At 62.9% G+C, this 15,853-nt stretch carries 17 protein-coding genes and 2 tRNA genes; 12 read left to right on the top strand and 7 right to left on the bottom strand.

Translation table 11 applies throughout. The features are described 5' to 3' along the window. Nucleotides 1–15: 15 nt before the first annotated feature. Nucleotides 16–573 carry a hypoxanthine-guanine phosphoribosyltransferase gene (locus P5704_019345; GenBank protein WOF78155.1) on the bottom strand — a complete coding sequence of 186 codons (558 nt, stop codon included), beginning with the start codon at nucleotides 571–573 and terminating at the stop codon, nucleotides 16–18. 250 nt (nucleotides 574–823) lie between these two features. Here P5704_019345 and upp point away from each other — a divergent pair, with 250 nt between their 5' ends. The 3 genes from upp (at nucleotide 824) to P5704_019330 (ending at nucleotide 3,118) form a co-directional block, all read left to right on the top strand. Next, nucleotides 824–1,462, top strand: a complete 639-nt coding sequence (gene upp / locus P5704_019340) for a uracil phosphoribosyltransferase (protein ID WOF78154.1) — start codon at nucleotides 824–826, stop codon at nucleotides 1,460–1,462. Between the two features lie 2 nt (nucleotides 1,463–1,464). Continuing rightward, the gene (locus P5704_019335) at nucleotides 1,465–2,724 is read left to right on the top strand and encodes a uracil-xanthine permease family protein (protein ID WOF78153.1); all 1,260 of its coding nucleotides are present in this window, start codon (nucleotides 1,465–1,467) and stop codon (nucleotides 2,722–2,724) included. 82 nt (nucleotides 2,725–2,806) lie between these two features. Next, complete coding sequence (locus P5704_019330) at nucleotides 2,807–3,118, top strand: YkgJ family cysteine cluster protein (GenBank protein ID WOF78152.1); 312 nt, start codon at nucleotides 2,807–2,809, stop codon at nucleotides 3,116–3,118. Between the two features lie 57 nt (nucleotides 3,119–3,175). On the opposite strand, the gene P5704_019325 is transcribed toward P5704_019330, so the two are convergent. The 6 genes from P5704_019325 to hemA all read right to left on the bottom strand — a co-directional run bounded on the left by P5704_019325 (nucleotide 3,176) and on the right by hemA (nucleotide 8,549). Then, complete coding sequence (locus P5704_019325) at nucleotides 3,176–3,694, bottom strand: acyloxyacyl hydrolase (GenBank protein ID WOF78151.1); 519 nt, start codon at nucleotides 3,692–3,694, stop codon at nucleotides 3,176–3,178. 81 nt (nucleotides 3,695–3,775) lie between these two features. Next, the gene (murI, locus tag P5704_019320; protein ID WOF81281.1) at nucleotides 3,776–4,570 is read right to left on the bottom strand and encodes a glutamate racemase; all 795 of its coding nucleotides are present in this window, start codon (nucleotides 4,568–4,570) and stop codon (nucleotides 3,776–3,778) included. Continuing rightward, nucleotides 4,563–5,318, bottom strand: coding sequence for a molybdopterin-synthase adenylyltransferase MoeB (locus P5704_019315; GenBank protein WOF78150.1), 756 nt, complete (start codon nucleotides 5,316–5,318; stop codon nucleotides 4,563–4,565). The genes murI and P5704_019315 overlap by 8 nt, the downstream gene beginning before the upstream one ends. A gap of 21 nt (nucleotides 5,319–5,339) precedes the next feature. After that, nucleotides 5,340–6,167: a peptide chain release factor N(5)-glutamine methyltransferase gene (prmC, locus tag P5704_019310; protein WOF78149.1), complete on the bottom strand. Its 828-nt coding sequence runs from the start codon at nucleotides 6,165–6,167 to the stop codon at nucleotides 5,340–5,342. 34 nt (nucleotides 6,168–6,201) lie between these two features. Further along, a complete protein-coding gene (gene prfA / locus P5704_019305) occupies nucleotides 6,202–7,284 on the bottom strand; it encodes a peptide chain release factor 1 (protein ID WOF78148.1) in 1,083 nt (360 codons plus the stop codon). Next, complete coding sequence (gene hemA / locus P5704_019300) at nucleotides 7,281–8,549, bottom strand: glutamyl-tRNA reductase (GenBank protein ID WOF78147.1); 1,269 nt, start codon at nucleotides 8,547–8,549, stop codon at nucleotides 7,281–7,283. Before hemA ends, prfA begins: the two co-directional genes overlap by 4 nt. Before the next feature lie 199 nt (nucleotides 8,550–8,748). On the opposite strand from hemA, the gene P5704_019295 reads away from it, so the two are divergent. The 9 genes from P5704_019295 to ychF all read left to right on the top strand — a co-directional run bounded on the left by P5704_019295 (nucleotide 8,749) and on the right by ychF (nucleotide 15,691). Further along, nucleotides 8,749–10,476, top strand: a complete 1,728-nt coding sequence (locus P5704_019295; GenBank protein WOF78146.1) for a tetratricopeptide repeat protein — start codon at nucleotides 8,749–8,751, stop codon at nucleotides 10,474–10,476. Nucleotides 10,477–10,479: 3 nt separating this feature from the next. Continuing rightward, nucleotides 10,480–11,100 (top strand): lipoprotein insertase outer membrane protein LolB, encoded by a 621-nt coding sequence (gene lolB / locus P5704_019290; protein WOF78145.1) that lies wholly within the window; start codon nucleotides 10,480–10,482, stop codon nucleotides 11,098–11,100. Nucleotides 11,101–11,106: 6 nt separating this feature from the next. Next, nucleotides 11,107–11,961: a 4-(cytidine 5'-diphospho)-2-C-methyl-D-erythritol kinase gene (ispE, locus tag P5704_019285; GenBank protein ID WOF81280.1), complete on the top strand. Its 855-nt coding sequence runs from the start codon at nucleotides 11,107–11,109 to the stop codon at nucleotides 11,959–11,961. A 19-nt stretch (nucleotides 11,962–11,980) separates the two neighbouring features. Beyond that, a tRNA-Gln gene (locus P5704_019280) sits at nucleotides 11,981–12,055 on the top strand. Between the two features lie 61 nt (nucleotides 12,056–12,116). After that, a tRNA-Gln gene (locus P5704_019275) sits at nucleotides 12,117–12,191 on the top strand. Between the two features lie 78 nt (nucleotides 12,192–12,269). Further along, the gene (locus P5704_019270) at nucleotides 12,270–13,211 is read left to right on the top strand and encodes a ribose-phosphate pyrophosphokinase (protein ID WOF78144.1); all 942 of its coding nucleotides are present in this window, start codon (nucleotides 12,270–12,272) and stop codon (nucleotides 13,209–13,211) included. Between the two features lie 119 nt (nucleotides 13,212–13,330). Continuing rightward, nucleotides 13,331–13,948, top strand: a complete 618-nt coding sequence (locus P5704_019265) for a 50S ribosomal protein L25/general stress protein Ctc (protein ID WOF78143.1) — start codon at nucleotides 13,331–13,333, stop codon at nucleotides 13,946–13,948. A 33-nt stretch (nucleotides 13,949–13,981) separates the two neighbouring features. Then, nucleotides 13,982–14,566, top strand: a complete 585-nt coding sequence (gene pth, locus P5704_019260; GenBank protein WOF78142.1) for an aminoacyl-tRNA hydrolase — start codon at nucleotides 13,982–13,984, stop codon at nucleotides 14,564–14,566. A 24-nt stretch (nucleotides 14,567–14,590) separates the two neighbouring features. Further along, a complete protein-coding gene (gene ychF / locus P5704_019255) occupies nucleotides 14,591–15,691 on the top strand; it encodes a redox-regulated ATPase YchF (GenBank protein WOF78141.1) in 1,101 nt (366 codons plus the stop codon). Nucleotides 15,692–15,853: the final 162 nt, after the last annotated feature.

The raw sequence follows: 15,853 nt of genomic DNA, 5'->3' as shown, positions 1-15,853 counted from the left end.
CCCCGAAATGGCTATTTACATGCCTTTTACGGCATAGATCCCCGGTGCGTTGCGCCAGTAACCCTTGTAGTCCATGCCGTAACCGAAAATGTAGCGATCAATACAGCTGAGACCAACGTAATCGGCCTTGAGATCCGGACGAGCCTTGCGTTGATGATCCTTGTCGATCAGCACCGCGGTATGCACCGCGGCGGCACCCGCGTGGCGACAAAAATCGATGATCGCACCCAGGGTGTGCCCCTCATCCAGGATGTCATCGATGATCAGCACGTCGCGATCGATGAAGGAGATTTCCGGCTTGGCCTTCCAGAACAGTTCGCCACCGCTGGTTTCATTGCGATAACGGGTGGCATGCAGGTAGGACAACTCGAGCGGGAAGTTCAGCTTAGGTACGAGCTTGCCGGAAAAGATCAGGCCGCCATTCATGACGCAGAAGACCACCGGATTGCGGTCGGCCAACTCTCCGTTGATCGTTTCGGCGACCTGACTGATCGCTGCTTCTACCTGTTCTTCGGTGTACAGGCAGTCAGCCTCGGCCATGACTTGGCGGATATGTGCGAGATCGACGGACATGATGCGATTCCCCTCAGAAAGATGAGTGTTAGAGCGCCAATTGAGCCTGGCAACTCACGCGGTTGAATCGCCGTATCCTGAACAGCGAAAAACCTGACCGAACAGCCCACTTTCAGCCGTCCGCGAAAGGGCGTGGAAGATACCCACCCCCGCGGGCTGCAGCAAGTCTGCCGGCCGAATGACGCGCGAATAGCCGCTGACTCGACGATGCTTTAATCTAAGCCGGTTTATTTGCCCGCCGGAGCCCACAATGCCCATTCGAGAGATCCGCCATCCGCTGATCCGCCACAAGCTCGGCCTGATGCGCCGCGCCGATATCAGCACCAAGAACTTCCGTGAACTGGCTCAGGAAGTGGGCTCGATCCTCACTTATGAAGCAACCTCTGATCTGCCGTTGGAACACTACAGCATCGACGGCTGGTGCGGCCCTGTGCAGGTCGAGAAAATCTCCGGCAAGAAGATCACCGTTGTGCCCATCCTGCGTGCGGGCATCGGCATGCTCGACGGCGTGCTCAGCCTGATTCCCGGCGCCAAGGTCAGTGCAGTCGGCATCGCCCGTAACGAAGAAACCCTGCAAGCGCAGACCTATCTGGAAAAACTGGTTCCGGAAATCGAACAACGCCTGGCCATCATCATTGACCCCATGCTCGCCACCGGCGGCTCGATGGTCGCCACCATCGACATGCTGAAGAAGGCCGGTTGCAAGGAAATCCGCGCATTGGTGCTGGTTGCCGCCCCGGAAGGCATCGCCGCCGTGGAAAAAGCACATCCCGATGTGCTGATTTTCACGGCATCCATCGATGAGCGTCTCGACGAACACGGCTACATCGTTCCGGGCCTGGGTGACGCTGGCGACAAGATCTTCGGCACCAAGCAGAAGGACATCTAAGCATGTCGCATACCGACGAGCCGCTTGGCCGGCAGGTACTGGCCGGCGCACAGATGCTGTTCGTGGCCTTCGGCGCCCTGGTGCTGATGCCACTGATTACAGGCATGGATCCCAACGTGGCACTATTCACCGCCGGCCTTGGTACCCTGCTATTCCAGCTGGTCACGCGCCGTCAGGTGCCGGTTTTCCTGGCCTCCAGCTTCGCCTTCATCGCACCGATCATCGCTGCCAAAGGCGAATTCGGCCTACCCGCGGTCATGGGCGGCGTGGTCGCTGCCGGTCTGGTCTACATCCTGCTGGGCTTCGCCGTGCGCCTGAAGGGCCCTGGCTTCATCGATCGCCTGCTGCCGCCGGTGGTCATCGCCCCGGTGATCATTTCGATCGGTCTGGCGCTCTCCCCGGTGGCGGTGAACATGGCCATGGGCAAGGCTGGCGACGGCAGTGCTCAGCTGATCCCCTATCAGACGGCGATGCTCATCTCGATGCCGGCGCTGGTCACGACCCTGCTCGTGGCAGTGCTGGGCAAGGGCTTGTTTCGTCTGGTACCGATTCTCGCCGGCGTCGCGGTCGGCTATGGGCTGTCATTCGCTTTCGGCGTGGTGGACACCAGCGGCATCGCGGCCGCGCCCTGGCTGGCGATGCCGAACTTCATCGCACCCGAGTTCAATATCGGCGCCATCCTGTTCATGGTGCCAGTCGCCCTGGCACCGGCCATCGAGCACATCGGCGGCGTGGTGGCCATCGGCAGCGTGACAGGCAACAACTACGTCAAGAAGCCAGGCTTGCACCGCACGCTACTGGGCGATGGCGTGGCCACCTCGGCAGCCGGCCTTTTCGGCGGCCCACCGAATACCACCTATGCCGAAGTGACCGGCGCAGTGATGCTGACCAAGAACTACAACCCGAAGATCATGACCTGGGCGGCGATATTCGCCATCGCCTTGGCCTTCATCGGCAAGTTCGGCGCCGGCCTGCTGAGCATTCCGGTTCCGGTGATGGGCGGCATTCTCTGTCTGCTGTTCGGCTCGATTGCCGTGGTGGGTCTGAGCACCTTGATTCGCCATCAGGTCGACCTGTCCGAGGCACGTAACCTGATCATCGTCTCGGTGACGCTGGTGTTCGGCATCGGCGGCATGGCGTTCGGCTACGGTGAATTCACTCTGTCCGGCATCTCGCTGTGCGCGATCATCGCCCTGCTGCTCAACCTCCTGCTTCCCGGCGGGGACGGTTGGCGCAACAAGCAGCTGAACGAAGAGCTGTAAAAGCGTGGCACCAGCTTTGCTGGTGCCACCACTCGGCGCTCCGAGTGGACGCCCGGTCGGGCGCATCGACTAGACTGGCGCGATGAACGATTCGACCATTCCCCACCAACAACTCGAAGACACCAGCGTGAGCTGCGCCACCTGCGCGGCCTGCTGCTGTCGACTCGAAGTGTTGCTGTTCAGCGATACCGGCGTTCCGCGGCGCTATATCGACACCGATAGCTGGGGCGGCGAAGTCATGCTGCGCCTGGAGGACGGCTGGTGCGCGGCGCTTGACCGGGACAGCATGCGCTGCACGATCTACGAAAACCGGCCATTGATCTGCAGGGAGTTCGAACTGGGTTCGGAAGATTGCCACGAAGAGCGCAAGGGCAGCGCCACGGCATATGGCTGAACGCTATCGGCAGTGCAGGGCTGGCGAAACGCCCTGCAGCACCTCGGGAAAGCTCGCTTAGAAAGCCATCCGGTAATGCAAGGCGTAGCTTTCGATACCATCGTTCGGCTTCTTGATGCCGGCGTTGGAGTAGTGGATTGCGCGCACACCTACCTCGTGGCCACCGGCGAAGCGCAGGCCCGCACCAATCCGATCCTCGAACTGGAAAGACGAACCCAGACCGTTGCCCTCGACCTCGGTGTTCTCGAACGCCGCAACGCCGATGCCTGCCTCGACATAGGGTTTGACCGATTCACCAGCGAACTCGTAGACGAAGACCGGGGCCAGCGAAATGCTGTGATTGCTCGACGACTCATCGCCTTCCCAGTAGGTGTAACCGGCGTCCCAGTAGCCAGTCAGTCGGCCCACGCTGGTCTGGAACCAGCTGGTGCCGAAATCGAATTGCGCACCCAGGCGATAGGTCATGGTCGACTCGTCCGTCTGGCCGACCGCAACGGTAAAGTCTACGGCGTGGGCAGCCGCCATCGAACCTACGGAGAGTGCCGCCACTGCAGCCAGGGAGAACAGTTTTTTCATGAGAACTTCCTTATCAAACACTGCATTTGTTTGGTTTCTTGGTGCCAGCATATTTGAGAAACCCCGCTGCGCTTGGAGTTCCTAGCGGGGGAAAAACTCGACTTCCGCGTTTTCGCCCCAAAGTATAGGCAACACACTGGCCATTCGCCGCGGATCGCCGCTGCAATAGAAACGCTCGAAGGCCACCTCGCTGGCGAGCATATGGCGTTCAGCCAGCAGATCGCGCAAGTGTCGCGCGACGGCTGCTCCGGTATCAATCAGGCGGACGCTTTCGGGCAGTAGCTCGCTGAGCAACGGCCGTATAAAGGGGTAATGCGTGCAACCCAGAATCAGCGTGTCGCAGCCTTGTGCCAGCAGCGGCTCGATCCACCCCATCAGCATGGCGCGCGTTTCGGCACTGCTCAGATCGCCTGCCTCGATGCGCTCGACCAGGCCGGGACACGGCTGAGTGATGACCCGCACATCTGCGGCAAAGCGATCGAGCAACGCGGCGAAGCGGGCGCTCTTCAGCGTTCCGGTGGTCGCCAGCACGCCGACGACGCCACTCCGCGTGGCCTGGGCGGCGGGCTTGACGGCCGGTTCCATGGCGATGATCGGCAATTGTGGATACAGCTCGCGCAATTCGGTGACACCCGCGGCGGTCGCGGTATTGCAGGCCACCACCAGCGCTTTCGCGCCTTGCTCGACAAAAAAGGCCGCAATGATACGGCAGCGCTCACGGATGTATTCCGGGCTCTTTTCGCCATAGGGGACATGGGCGCTGTCGGCAAGATAGAGCAACGACTCATGCGGCAGGCGCTGGCGGATCTCGCGCAGCACCGAGAGCCCGCCCACTCCGGAGTCGAAGACGCCGACCGGTGCAGCGCAGTCAGCCATGGCTTGCGCCACACACCGCACAATGTGGATCGCGCTTGACCCGCAACTCACGGAAACGACTGGACAGCGCATCGATCAATAGCAGCCGCCCAATCAGCGGCTCGCCGAAACCAACCAGCAGCTTGAGCGCTTCCAGCGCCTGCAGGCTGCCTATCATGCCCACCAACGGCCCCACCACACCGGCTTCGCTGCAGGTCAGCTCGGCTTCGCTACCGTGTCCATAGAGGCAGTGATAACAGGGGCTCGTTTCGATACGCGGATCGAACACCGACAGCTGCCCCTCGAGACGGATCGCCGCGCCGCTGACCAGCGGCTTCTTCGCCTTCACGCAGGCAGTGTTCACCGCTTCGCGAATGCCGAAGTTATCCGTGCAATCGAGTACCAGATCGACCCGCTCCACCGCCGCATCCAGGGAGTCGGCATCCAACCCACTGCGATACGGCACCAGCTGCACATGGGGGTTCAGCGCCTCCAGCCGGGCCATGGCCGAGTCGACCTTGTGCAGGCCAAGCGAAGGTGTGTCGTGAGCGATCTGCCGCTGCAGATTGGTCAGATCCAACGTATCGAAGTCGGCCAGATGCAGCTCGCCGACACCGGCAGCCGCCAGATAGAGCGCCACCGGCGAGCCCAACCCACCAAGACCGACGATCAGCACGCGACTCTGCTTGAGGCGCAACTGGCCGTCGATATCGACCTGCTTGAGCAGGATCTGCCGGCTGTAGCGCAGCAGCTCTTCGTCACTCAGCATCCAAAACCTCACAAAACGCAATCATGGCAGGCGGCCAAGGCTGATGCGCTCATGCCCACCCAGATCGAACCGGCTTTGCACATCCTCGAAACCGCGGGAAAGCAACAGCCTGCGCACCGCTTCAGCCTGATCGTAACCGTGCTCCAGCAGCAACCAGCCACCCGGCTGCAGATGCGCCGGCGCCTGGGCGATGATCGCGCGAATGTCGCCCAGGCCGTCCGCACCCGCGATCAGGGCGCTCTGCGGCTCGAAGCGGACATCGCCCTGCAGCAGGTGTGGGTCGCTGGCTGGAATATAGGGCGGATTGCTGACGATCATCTGGAACCGCTCGCCGTTCAGCCCGGCAAACCAGTCGCTCAGGGTGAATGCCGCGTTGCGCAGTCCGAGCCGCAGCCGATTGCGCTCAGCCAGGCTCACAGCTGCCTCGATGCGGTCCACCCCACAGACCTGCCACGCCGGCCGCTCGGTTGCCAGGGCCAGCGCAATCGCGCCGGTGCCAGTGCCCAGATCGAGCACCCGGGCCGGTACAGCGGGAAGCAGTTGCAGCGCGGTCTCCACCAGCAGTTCGGTGTCAGGCCGGGGGATCAGCGTATCCGCTGCCACCTCCAGCTCCAGACTCCAGAAACCCTGACGCCCGAGAATGTAGGCGACCGGTTCACCCTGCCGCCGCCGTGCGAGATCAGCGGCAAAACGTTCGGCACACTCTGCCGGCACCTCGCGCTCCGGCCAGGTACGCAGATAGCTGGTCGACTTGCCCAGAGCGGCAGCGAGCAACCATTCGGCATCCAGCCTGGCGCTCGGCGAGTCCGGCAGATCGGCACTGTGCAACAGGGACTCGATGGTTGGCATGAGGTGCTCTTGGCGTGGTGCGCAGCGGAAAGGATCAGTCGCCCAGCGCGGCCAGCTGGTCGGCCTGGTATTCCTGCAACAGCGGCTCGATGACCTGTTCCACAGCGCCGCCGATCACTTCGTTGAGCGAATACAGCGTCAGGTTGACGCGATGGTCGGTGACCCGGCCCTGGGGAAAATTGTAGGTACGGATACGTTCGGAGCGATCCCCGGAGCCAACCAGCAACTTGCGCGTCTCGGAGATTTCCTTGTGCGCCGCGGCGTCCTGGCGATCCTGCAGCTTGGCTGCGAGCCAGGCCATGGCCTTGGCGCGGTTCTTGTGCTGAGAACGCTCCTCCTGACACTCGACCACCATGCCAGTGGGCAGGTGCGTGATACGAATCGCCGAGTCGGTCTTGTTGACGTGCTGGCCGCCGGCGCCGGAGGAGCGGTAGGTGTCCACCCGCAGCTCGGCCGGGTTGATCTCCACCGCGGCCTGCTCGTCCGGCTCAGGCAGCACCGCAACGGTGCAGGCCGAGGTGTGAATACGCCCCTGGGACTCGGTCTCCGGCACGCGCTGCACGCGGTGTGCGCCGGACTCGAACTTGAGCTTGGCGTAGACGTTGTCGCCCTCGACGCGGGAAATCACTTCCTTGTAGCCGCCGTGCTCGCCTTCGCTCTCGGACAGAATCTCCACGCGCCAGCCCTGCTTCTCGGCATAGCGCGAATACATGCGGAACAGATCGCCGGCGAAGATCGCCGCCTCGTCGCCGCCGGTGCCGGCGCGGATCTCGAGGAACACGTTGCGCCCGTCGTTGGGGTCCTTGGGCAGCAGCATGCGCTGCAGGTTGGCTTCCAGCGTCTCGAGCTGGGTCTTGGCTTCGGTAACCTCCTCCTCGGCCATCTCGCGCATGTCGGGGTCGCTGTCCTTGAGCAGCGCCTGGGCACCCTCGAGATCCTGCTGAACCTTGCACAGCTGCCGATAGGCGACGATCACCGGCTCGACCTCGGCGTACTCGCGGGAATAGGCACGAAAACGGCTCTGGTCGCTGATGACTTCAGCGTCGCCGAGCAGTGCGGTGAGCTCTTCGAAACGGTCCTGCAGGATGTCCAGCTTGTTCAGCAGCGAAGCTTTCATGTTTTTTCCGTGCCCTCGTGCAGGGCGAAGAGTTCCTGGGCCATGCTCAGCGCCTCGACGCGGCCCTCGGCGGAGAGTTTCTTCAGTTGCACGCTGGGTGCATGCAGCAATTTGTTGGTCAGGCCACGGGCGAGCTGGACGAGAGCCTCCTCTGCACTGCCCCCATTGTCCAGCAGACGCTGGGCCTTGCTCAGCTCATCGTCGCGGATGCGCTCTGCGTGCTGCCGGTAGGCCTTGAGCACATCAACTGCGGCCAGCTCGCGCAGGCGCTGCATGAAGTCCTCGGTGCCGGCCGCAACCAGTTCCTCGGCGGCCTGGGCCGCGCCCTGGCGACTCTTGAGGTTCTCCGCAACCACCTCATGCAGATCGTCGACCGTGTACAGATAGACGTCGTCCAGCTCGCCGACCTGCGACTCGATGTCCCGCGGCACGGCGATATCGACCATGAACATCGGCTTGTGTTTGCGCCGCTTCAGTGCCTGCTCGACCGCACCCTTGCCGAGAATCGGCAGCTGGCTGGCGGTGGAGCTGATGACGATGTCGCTGTTGTGCAGTTCGTCCGGGATATCGGCGAGCAGGATCGCCTGCGCACCCAGTTCGGCAGCTAGCGCGCTGGCCCGCTCGAGGGTGCGGTTGGCGACCACGATTCTCTTCACGCCCTGCTCGTGCAGATGGCGCGCGACCAGGGTGATGGTCTCACCGGCGCCGATCAGCAGGGCCTGGCTGCGTTGCAGATTGCTGAAGATCTGCCGCGCCAGACTGACCGCGGCAAACGCCACCGAAACCGGATTCTCACCGATGGCTGTGTCGGTGCGCACGGTCTTCGCCGTGCTGAAGGTAGCCTGAAACAGCCGGCCAAGCAGAGGGCCGACGCTGCCGGCCTCTCGGGCGACCGCATAGGCCGACTTCATCTGCCCGAGAATCTGCGGTTCGCCCAGCACCAGCGAGTCGAGCCCGGAGGCGACGCGCATCATGTGGCGCACGGCCTGATCGTCGACATGCACATAGGCGCAAGCCTTGAGCTCGTCGAGGCTGAGACGGTGATAATTGGCCAGCCAGGCGAGCACGGCATCGGCCTCGACCTGATCCTGCTGCAGATACAGCTCGCTGCGATTGCAGGTCGAGAGGATCGCCGCTTCGCGGGTCGGAGTGACGCGGCACAGTTGCCGCAAGGCCTCGACCATCTGGTCGGGCGTGAAGGCTACGCGCTCGCGGACGTCCACCGAAGCGGTCTTGTGATTAATGCCAAGCGCGAGGAAAGCCATGCAGAATCGCTGATTCGATAACAGAGCGCGCAATTCTCCTACTTCGTCAGATGGAGAACAACCATTGCCCTCGATTGTCGGATTCGATTGGTACTGCAATCAGCTACCGAACCGGCCTGTGCGCCTCCCGGGGCCCATGGGCTTGACCTGCGGCTTGTGTCATCATGCCGCGACCGCACACCAGCCGTACATTTCCCCTATGAAAAGACTCGCCGCACTTGCCGCCCTGCTGTTCATCGGCGGCTGCCAGACCTTCACGCAGCAAGCCCCCGAAAGCAGCCCGCCGGTCGAGGACGCTGCCCAGGAGAGCTCCGCCAGCGACGCGGCAGAGTACGGCTCGTTCAGTCGCCAGTCCCTCTATGCGCTGCTGGTCGCAGAGCTTGCCGGGCAGCGCAACCGCTTCGACATCGCCCTGGGCAATTACGTACAGCAGGCGCATGCGACGCAGGACGCCGGCGTCGCCGAACGCGGATTCCGCATCGCCGAATACCTCGGCGCAGACCAGGCGGCGCTGGATACCGCGATGATCTGGGCGCGCAACGCCCCCGACAGTCTCGACGCCCAGCGCGCCGCTGCCGTGCAGCTGGCCCGAGCGGGGCGTTACGAAGAATCGCTCGAGTTCATGGAGAAGGTTCTGCAGGGCCAGGGCGACACGCACTTCGACTTCCTCGCACTGTCGGCCTCGGAAACCGACCCGGACACCCGCGCCGGCCTGCTGCAAAGCTTCGACAAGCTGCTGGTCAAGCACCCGGACAACCCACAGCTTTCCTTCGGCAAGGCCGTGCTGCTGCAGCAGGATGATCGCAGCGAGGAAGCGCTGGCGCTGCTGCAGAAGCAGCCGGACAAGGAGCGGCAGATCCCGTCCATCCTGCTCGAAGCACGCCTGCTGCACAGCTTGCAGCGCGGCGACGAGGCGATCCCGCTGCTCGAGCGGAGCCTGCGCCAGCACCCCGAAGACAAGCGTTTGCGCCTGACCTATGCACGCCTGCTGGTGGAGCAGGAGCGTCTGGAAGACGCCATGGGCGAGTTCGCCACCCTGGTCCAGCAACACCCCACCGACGACGACCTGCGCTTCTCCATGGCGCTGGTCTGCATGGAGGCCGAGGCCTGGCGCGAAGCTACCGTCTACCTGGAAGAGCTGATCGAACGCGGCAGTCACGTTGACGCGGCTTACTTCAACCTTGGCCGCGCCTATCAGGCGATGGACAAGAACGCCAAGGCACTCGACGCGCTGGCCCAGGTCGGCCCCGGCAACGAATACCTGCCAGCGAAACTGCTGCAGAGCCAACTGCTCTACTCCAGCAATCGCGGCCAGGAAGCGTCCGCGGTTCTAACTGAGGCCCGCCAGCAGCAGCCTGACTACGCCATCCAGCTGTACCTGATCGAGATCGAAGCGCTCTCCGAGCAGGATCGCACCGAACAGGCCTGGCAACTGGTGGAGCAGGCGCTTGCCGATTTCCCCGAAGACCTCAACCTGCTGTACACCCGCGCCATGCTCGCGGAAAAGCGCGGCGATCTGACGCAGCTGGAACGCGATCTGCGCTTCATCATCGAGCGTGAGCCGGACAACGCCATGGCGCTCAACGCGCTCGGTTACACCCTGGCAGACCGTACCGATCGCCACGAGGAAGCGCTCCAGCTGATCGAGCAGGCCTACCAGCTGAACCCCGACGACCCGGCGATCCTCGACAGCCTCGGCTGGGTCAACTTCCGCCTGGGCAATCTGACCGAGGCCGAAGCGCTGCTGCGCAAGGCGCTGCAACGCTTTGCCGACCACGAAGTCGCAGCGCATCTGGGCGAAGTGCTTTGGGCCCAGGGTGAACGCAGCGAGGCCCGCGCGGTCTGGTCGAAGGCATTCAAACTACAACCGGACAGCCAGATCCTGCGCGAAACGCTGAAACGGCTGACCGGCTCGGAGAAGCCCTGACCCATGTCCCTGTTGAAAAACCTTCTTGCTCCCTGCCTGGCCCTCCTGCTTGCTGGCTGTGCCGGACTTGGCCCACGCGAATCGGTTGAAGGTCCCGGCAATGCCGCCGCCTGGAAAGAGCACCGCAGCCAGGTCGAGACCCTCGACGGCTGGCAGATCAGCGGCAAGATCGGCATTCGCGCGCCGCAGGAATCCGGTAGCGGCACGCTGTTCTGGCTGCAGCGCCAGGATTATTTCGACATTCGCCTGTCCGGCCCGCTGGGCCGCGGCGCCACTCGCCTGACCGGCCGCCCGGACGCCGTATCGCTGGAAGTCGCCGGCCAGGGCCGCTTCGAAGCCGAATCCCCGGAGGCACTGGTCGAAGCGCAGCTCGGCTGGCAGCTGCCGGTATCGCACCTGCTCTGGTGGGTGCGCGGCCTACCCGCGCCGGACAGCCGCAGCCGCCTGAGCCTGGACAGCGAGAGCCGCCTGGCTCGTCTGGAGCAGGACGGCTGGCAGGTGAACTACCTGACCTACGCCGAGCACAACGGCTTCACCCTGCCCGAGCGCATCCGCCTGCAAGGTCACGACCTGCAGATCACCCTGGTGGTCAAGGACTGGCAACCGCGCCAGCTGGGCCGCTGAATGCACATGCTGACCCTGCCGGCACCGGCCAAACTCAACCTGATGCTGCATATCACCGGGCGTCGAGCCGATGGCTATCACGAGCTGCAGACCCTGTTCCAGTTCCTCGACTACGGCGACGAGCTCGGCTTCCGCCTGCGTGAGGACGGGCAGATCCGCCTGCTGACCGAACTGCCGGGCGTCGACCACGAGAGCAACCTGATCGTTCGCGCGGCACGCCTGCTGCAGCGCGAAAGCGGCTGCACGCTGGGTGCCGACATCCAGCTGACCAAGCGTCTACCCATGGGCGGTGGGATCGGTGGCGGCAGCTCCGATGCCGCCACCACCCTGCTCGGCCTGGATCACCTGTGGCAACTGCAGTTGGGCGAGGATCGCCTGGCCGAACTGGGCCTGAGCCTCGGGGCCGATGTACCAGTGTTCGTTCGCGGTCGCGCGGCCTTCGCAGAGGGGGTCGGCGAGCGCCTGCAACCGGTCGATCTACCCGAGCCCTGGTTCCTCGTCATAGCGCCGCAAGTCTCTGTTAGTACAGCGGAAATATTTGCCGACCCAGAGTTGACACGTAATACCCCGGCCATTACAGTTCGCAGCCTTCTTGCTGGGGGCGGTCATAACGACTGTCAGCCGGTGGTCGAGAAGCGTTATCCAGAAGTTCGTAACGCTTTGAGCTTGTTGAACAAATTCGTTCCGGCAAGCATGACCGGCACTGGAGCTTGTGTGTTTGGGAGCTTCCCAAACGAAGGCGAGGCTGATAAAGTCCGCCGCCAACTTCCAGACTCTTTGCCAAGTTTCGTGGCCCGCGGTCGTAACGTTTCGATGTTGCACCGATGCCTTGAACGACTGGCGCAGGAAGCGAGTGCGTAGCACAGGGGTTGTACGTTACAGGGGCGTCGCCAAGCGGTAAGGCACCAGGTTTTGATCCTGGCATGCGTTGGTTCGAATCCAGCCGCCCCTGCCATAACCTCCCGAAGGTTCGTATAACCGGACACGCACTGCAAAAGCTTAGAAGTTGACCCTACAGGGGCGTCGCCAAGCGGTAAGGCACCAGGTTTTGATCCTGGCATGCGTTGGTTCGAATCCAGCCGCCCCTGCCATACACTTGAAGCTGTTCAAGAGCTTGCCTTTTGAACAGCTTTTTATTCATCGGACCCACCCTCAGGCAGGTACTGCGCGTGTCCAAGATGATGGTCTTCACGGGGAACGCCAACCCCGATCTGGCCCGGCGTGTCGTACGTCAGCTGCATATTCCCCTCGGTGATGCCTATGTCGGAAAGTTCTCCGACGGCGAGATCAGTGTCGAGATCAACGAGAACGTTCGCGGCAAGGACGTCTTCCTGATCCAGCCGACCTGCGCACCGACCAACGACAACCTGATGGAGCTGGTGGTGCTGGCCGACGCCTTCCGCCGCTCCTCGGCTTCGCGCATCACCGCCGTGATCCCCTACTTCGGCTATGCCCGCCAGGACCGCCGTCCGCGTTCGGCTCGCGTACCGATCAGCGCCAAGGTCGTGGCCGACATGCTCGACGTCGTCGGCGTCAACCGCGTCCTCACGGTCGACCTGCACGCCGATCAGATCCAGGGCTTCTTCGACATGCCGGTAGATAACATCTACGGCTCGCCGGTCCTGGTCGACGACATTCAGGCCCAGCGCTTCGAGAACCTGATGATCGTCTCCCCGGACATCGGTGGCGTGGTTCGCGCCCGTGCCGTGGCCAAGTCCCTCGGCGTCGACCTGGCGATCATCGACAAGCGTCGGCCGAAGGCCAACCAGTCCGAAGTGATGCACATCATTGGTGACATCGAAGGCCGTACCTGCATCCTCGTCGACGACATGGTCGACACCGCCGGTACCCTCTGCCATGCCGCCAAGGCGCTGAAGGACCACGGCGCTGCCAAGGTCTACGCCTACTGCACGCACCCGATCCTGTCCGGCCGCGCCATCGAGAACATCGAAGGCTCCGTGCTCGACGAGCTGGTGGTGACCAACACCATCCCGCTGTCGGCCGCTGCGCAGTCTTGCACCCGAATTCGCCAACTGGACATCGCGCCAGTGGTGGCTGAAGCGGTACGCCGCATCAGCAATGCCGAATCGATCAGCGCGATGTTCCGCTAAGCGCAAGCTTCGCAAACCGCACTGAACGTAATGTGCCCCGCCTCGCGCGGGGCTTTTTGCCCAACAGCCCGAGCGCTGGTCGCAAGCGCGACGGGTAATGTTGTTACTGGAGAAACGAAATGACCGATTTCACCCTGAATGCCCAAGTGCGTTCCGACCTGGGGAAAGGTGCGAGCCGCCGCCTGCGTCGTAACGCTGCCCTGGTTCCGGCCGTCATCTATGGTGGCGACAAGGCCCCGCAGTCCATCAGCATCCTGGCCAAAGATCTGGCCAAGCTGCTGGAAAACGAAGCCTCTTTCAGCCACGTGCTGAGCATGAACGTTGACGGCCAGACCGAATCCGTTCTGATCAAGGCCCTGCAGCGCCATCCGGCCAAGAGCTTCGTCCTGCATGCCGACTTCGTGCGCGTCGTTGCCGGCCACAAGCTGACCGCTACCGTACCCCTGCACTTCATCAACCAGGAAACCTCGGTTGGCGTGAAGCAGCAAGGCGGCGAGATCCTGCACAACCTCAACGAAGTCGAAGTGTCCTGCCTGCCGCAAGACCTGCCGGAATTCATCGAAGTCGACATGGCCAAGGTCGAAGTCGGCCAGGTCCTGCACATGACCGACCTCAAGCTGCCGAAAGGCGTTGAGCTGGTCGCCCTGGCCCACGGCAGCGACCTGCCGGTTGCCAACGTTCACGCACCGCGCGTGAGCAAGGAAGACGCTCCGAAAGAAGAAGACGCTGCCGAGTAATCCACTCGCATAGTCGAAGAAGAGGCCCCCGTCGTGACTGCCGTAAAACTGATCGTCGGCCTGGGAAATCCAGGCCCTGAATACGACCAGACCCGGCACAACGCGGGGGCCCTTTTCGTTGAGCGCCTGGCTGCCCGCGAGGGCGTCTCGCTCAGCAATGATCGAAAGTACTTCGGCCTAGTCGGCAAGTTCAGCCATCAGGGCGAAGACATCCGCCTGCTCATCCCCACTACCTACATGAACCGCAGCGGTCAGGCGGTGGCGGCACTGGCCGGTTTTTTCCGAATTCCCCCCGAGTCCATCCTGGTCGCCCATGATGAACTCGACATGCCGCCCGGCGTCGCCAAGCTCAAGCAGGGCGGCGGTCATGGCGGACACAACGGGCTGCGCGACATCATCGCCAAGCTCGGCAATCAGAACGGCTTTCATCGCCTGCGCCTGGGTATCGGCCATCCTGGCCACGCCAGCCTGGTCAGCGGCTATGTCCTGGGTCGTGCACCGCAGGCCGAGCGCGAAAAGCTCGACGCCAGCATCGACTTCGCGCTCGACGTCGTGCCGGAAATCCTGGCCGGCGACTGGACCCGTGCGATGCAGCGCCTGCACAGCCAGAAGGCCTGAACCTAACTCCGAGGCAAGATCACCATGGGATTCAACTGCGGCATCGTCGGTCTGCCCAACGTCGGCAAGTCCACCCTGTTCAACGCCCTGACCAAATCCGGCATCGCGGCGGAGAACTTCCCGTTCTGCACCATCGAGCCGAACAGCGGCATCGTACCGATGCCCGATCCGCGTCTCGACGCGCTGGCGACGATCGTCAAGCCGGAGCGGGTGATTCCGACCACCATGGAGTTCGTCGATATCGCCGGCCTGGTCGCCGGCGCCTCGAAGGGTGAAGGCCTGGGCAACAAGTTTCTCGCCAACATTCGCGAAACCGACGCCATCGCCCACGTGGTGCGCTGCTTCGAAGACGAGAACGTCATTCACGTCGCCAACAGCGTCGATCCCAAGCGCGACATCGAGATCATCGACCTCGAGCTGATCATGGCCGACCTCGACAGCTGCGAGAAGCAGCTGCAGCGTGTCGCCCGTACCGCCAAGGGCGGCGACAAGGAAGCGGTGGCGCAGAAGGCGCTGCTGGAGAAGCTGATCCCGCATCTCACCGAAGGCAAGCCGGCGCGCAGCCTGCTGAAGAACTTCAGCGACGAGGAAAAGCGCCTGGCCAAGACCTTCCACCTGCTGACCACCAAGCCGGTGATGTACATCGCCAACGTCGCCGAGGATGGCTTCGAGAACAACCCGCACCTGGACGTGGTCAACGCCATCGCCGAGGAAGAAGGCGCCATCGTCGTGCCGGTGTGCAACAAGATCGAGGCCGAGATCGCCGAACTGGACGATCTGGAAGAGATGCAGATGTTCCTCGAGACCATGGGCATGGACGAGCCTGGCCTGAACCGCGTGATCCGCGCCGGCTACCAGCTGCTCAACCTGCAGACCTACTTCACCGCCGGGGTCAAGGAAGTTCGCGCCTGGACCGTCAAGATCGGCGCTACGGCTCCGCAGGCCGCCGCCGTGATCCACACCGACTTCGAGAAAGGCTTCATCCGCGCCGAAGTCATCGCCTATGACGACTTCATCCAGTACAAGGGCGAAGCTGGCGCCAAGGAAGCCGGCAAGTGGCGCCTGGAAGGCAAGGAATACATCGTCAAGGACGGCGACGTGATGCACTTCCGCTTCAACGTATAGGGCACATGCATTGGCCTTCACCCTTTGTCTGCCAGCCTATGGACATCAAGCAGTGAGGGCCTCGGGACTACAAGTCTCTGGGCCTTGGACAAAGTCACCAATCCAAGATGTGACATTGAGACCGCAAAGGTTTGATGAAGCATCTTGATGCCTACGCGTGCT

This window comes from Pseudomonas sp. FeN3W (assembly GCA_030263805.2).
Classification (GTDB): domain Bacteria; phylum Pseudomonadota; class Gammaproteobacteria; order Pseudomonadales; family Pseudomonadaceae; genus Stutzerimonas; species Stutzerimonas stutzeri_G.
Note: the sequence above shows the minus strand (reverse complement) of the source record. Positions and strands in the feature narration are given on the sequence as shown.

What these genes read in the sequence shown, in the direction of transcription:
- P5704_019345 (WOF78155.1), bottom strand. Translation starts at nt 573, where the DNA reads ATGTCCGTCGATCTCGCACATATCCGCCAAGTCATGGCCGAGGCTGAC.
- upp (WOF78154.1), top strand. Translation starts at nt 824, where the DNA reads ATGCCCATTCGAGAGATCCGCCATCCGCTGATCCGCCACAAGCTCGGC.
- P5704_019335 (WOF78153.1), top strand. Translation starts at nt 1,465, where the DNA reads ATGTCGCATACCGACGAGCCGCTTGGCCGGCAGGTACTGGCCGGCGCA.
- P5704_019330 (WOF78152.1), top strand. Translation starts at nt 2,807, where the DNA reads ATGAACGATTCGACCATTCCCCACCAACAACTCGAAGACACCAGCGTG.
- P5704_019325 (WOF78151.1), bottom strand. Translation starts at nt 3,694, where the DNA reads ATGAAAAAACTGTTCTCCCTGGCTGCAGTGGCGGCACTCTCCGTAGGT.
- murI (WOF81281.1), bottom strand. Translation starts at nt 4,570, where the DNA reads ATGGCTGACTGCGCTGCACCGGTCGGCGTCTTCGACTCCGGAGTGGGC.
- P5704_019315 (WOF78150.1), bottom strand. Translation starts at nt 5,318, where the DNA reads ATGCTGAGTGACGAAGAGCTGCTGCGCTACAGCCGGCAGATCCTGCTC.
- prmC (WOF78149.1), bottom strand. Translation starts at nt 6,167, where the DNA reads ATGCCAACCATCGAGTCCCTGTTGCACAGTGCCGATCTGCCGGACTCG.
- prfA (WOF78148.1), bottom strand. Translation starts at nt 7,284, where the DNA reads ATGAAAGCTTCGCTGCTGAACAAGCTGGACATCCTGCAGGACCGTTTC.
- hemA (WOF78147.1), bottom strand. Translation starts at nt 8,549, where the DNA reads ATGGCTTTCCTCGCGCTTGGCATTAATCACAAGACCGCTTCGGTGGAC.
- P5704_019295 (WOF78146.1), top strand. Translation starts at nt 8,749, where the DNA reads ATGAAAAGACTCGCCGCACTTGCCGCCCTGCTGTTCATCGGCGGCTGC.
- lolB (WOF78145.1), top strand. Translation starts at nt 10,480, where the DNA reads ATGTCCCTGTTGAAAAACCTTCTTGCTCCCTGCCTGGCCCTCCTGCTT.
- ispE (WOF81280.1), top strand. Translation starts at nt 11,107, where the DNA reads ATGCTGACCCTGCCGGCACCGGCCAAACTCAACCTGATGCTGCATATC.
- P5704_019265 (WOF78143.1), top strand. Translation starts at nt 13,331, where the DNA reads ATGACCGATTTCACCCTGAATGCCCAAGTGCGTTCCGACCTGGGGAAA.
- ychF (WOF78141.1), top strand. Translation starts at nt 14,591, where the DNA reads ATGGGATTCAACTGCGGCATCGTCGGTCTGCCCAACGTCGGCAAGTCC.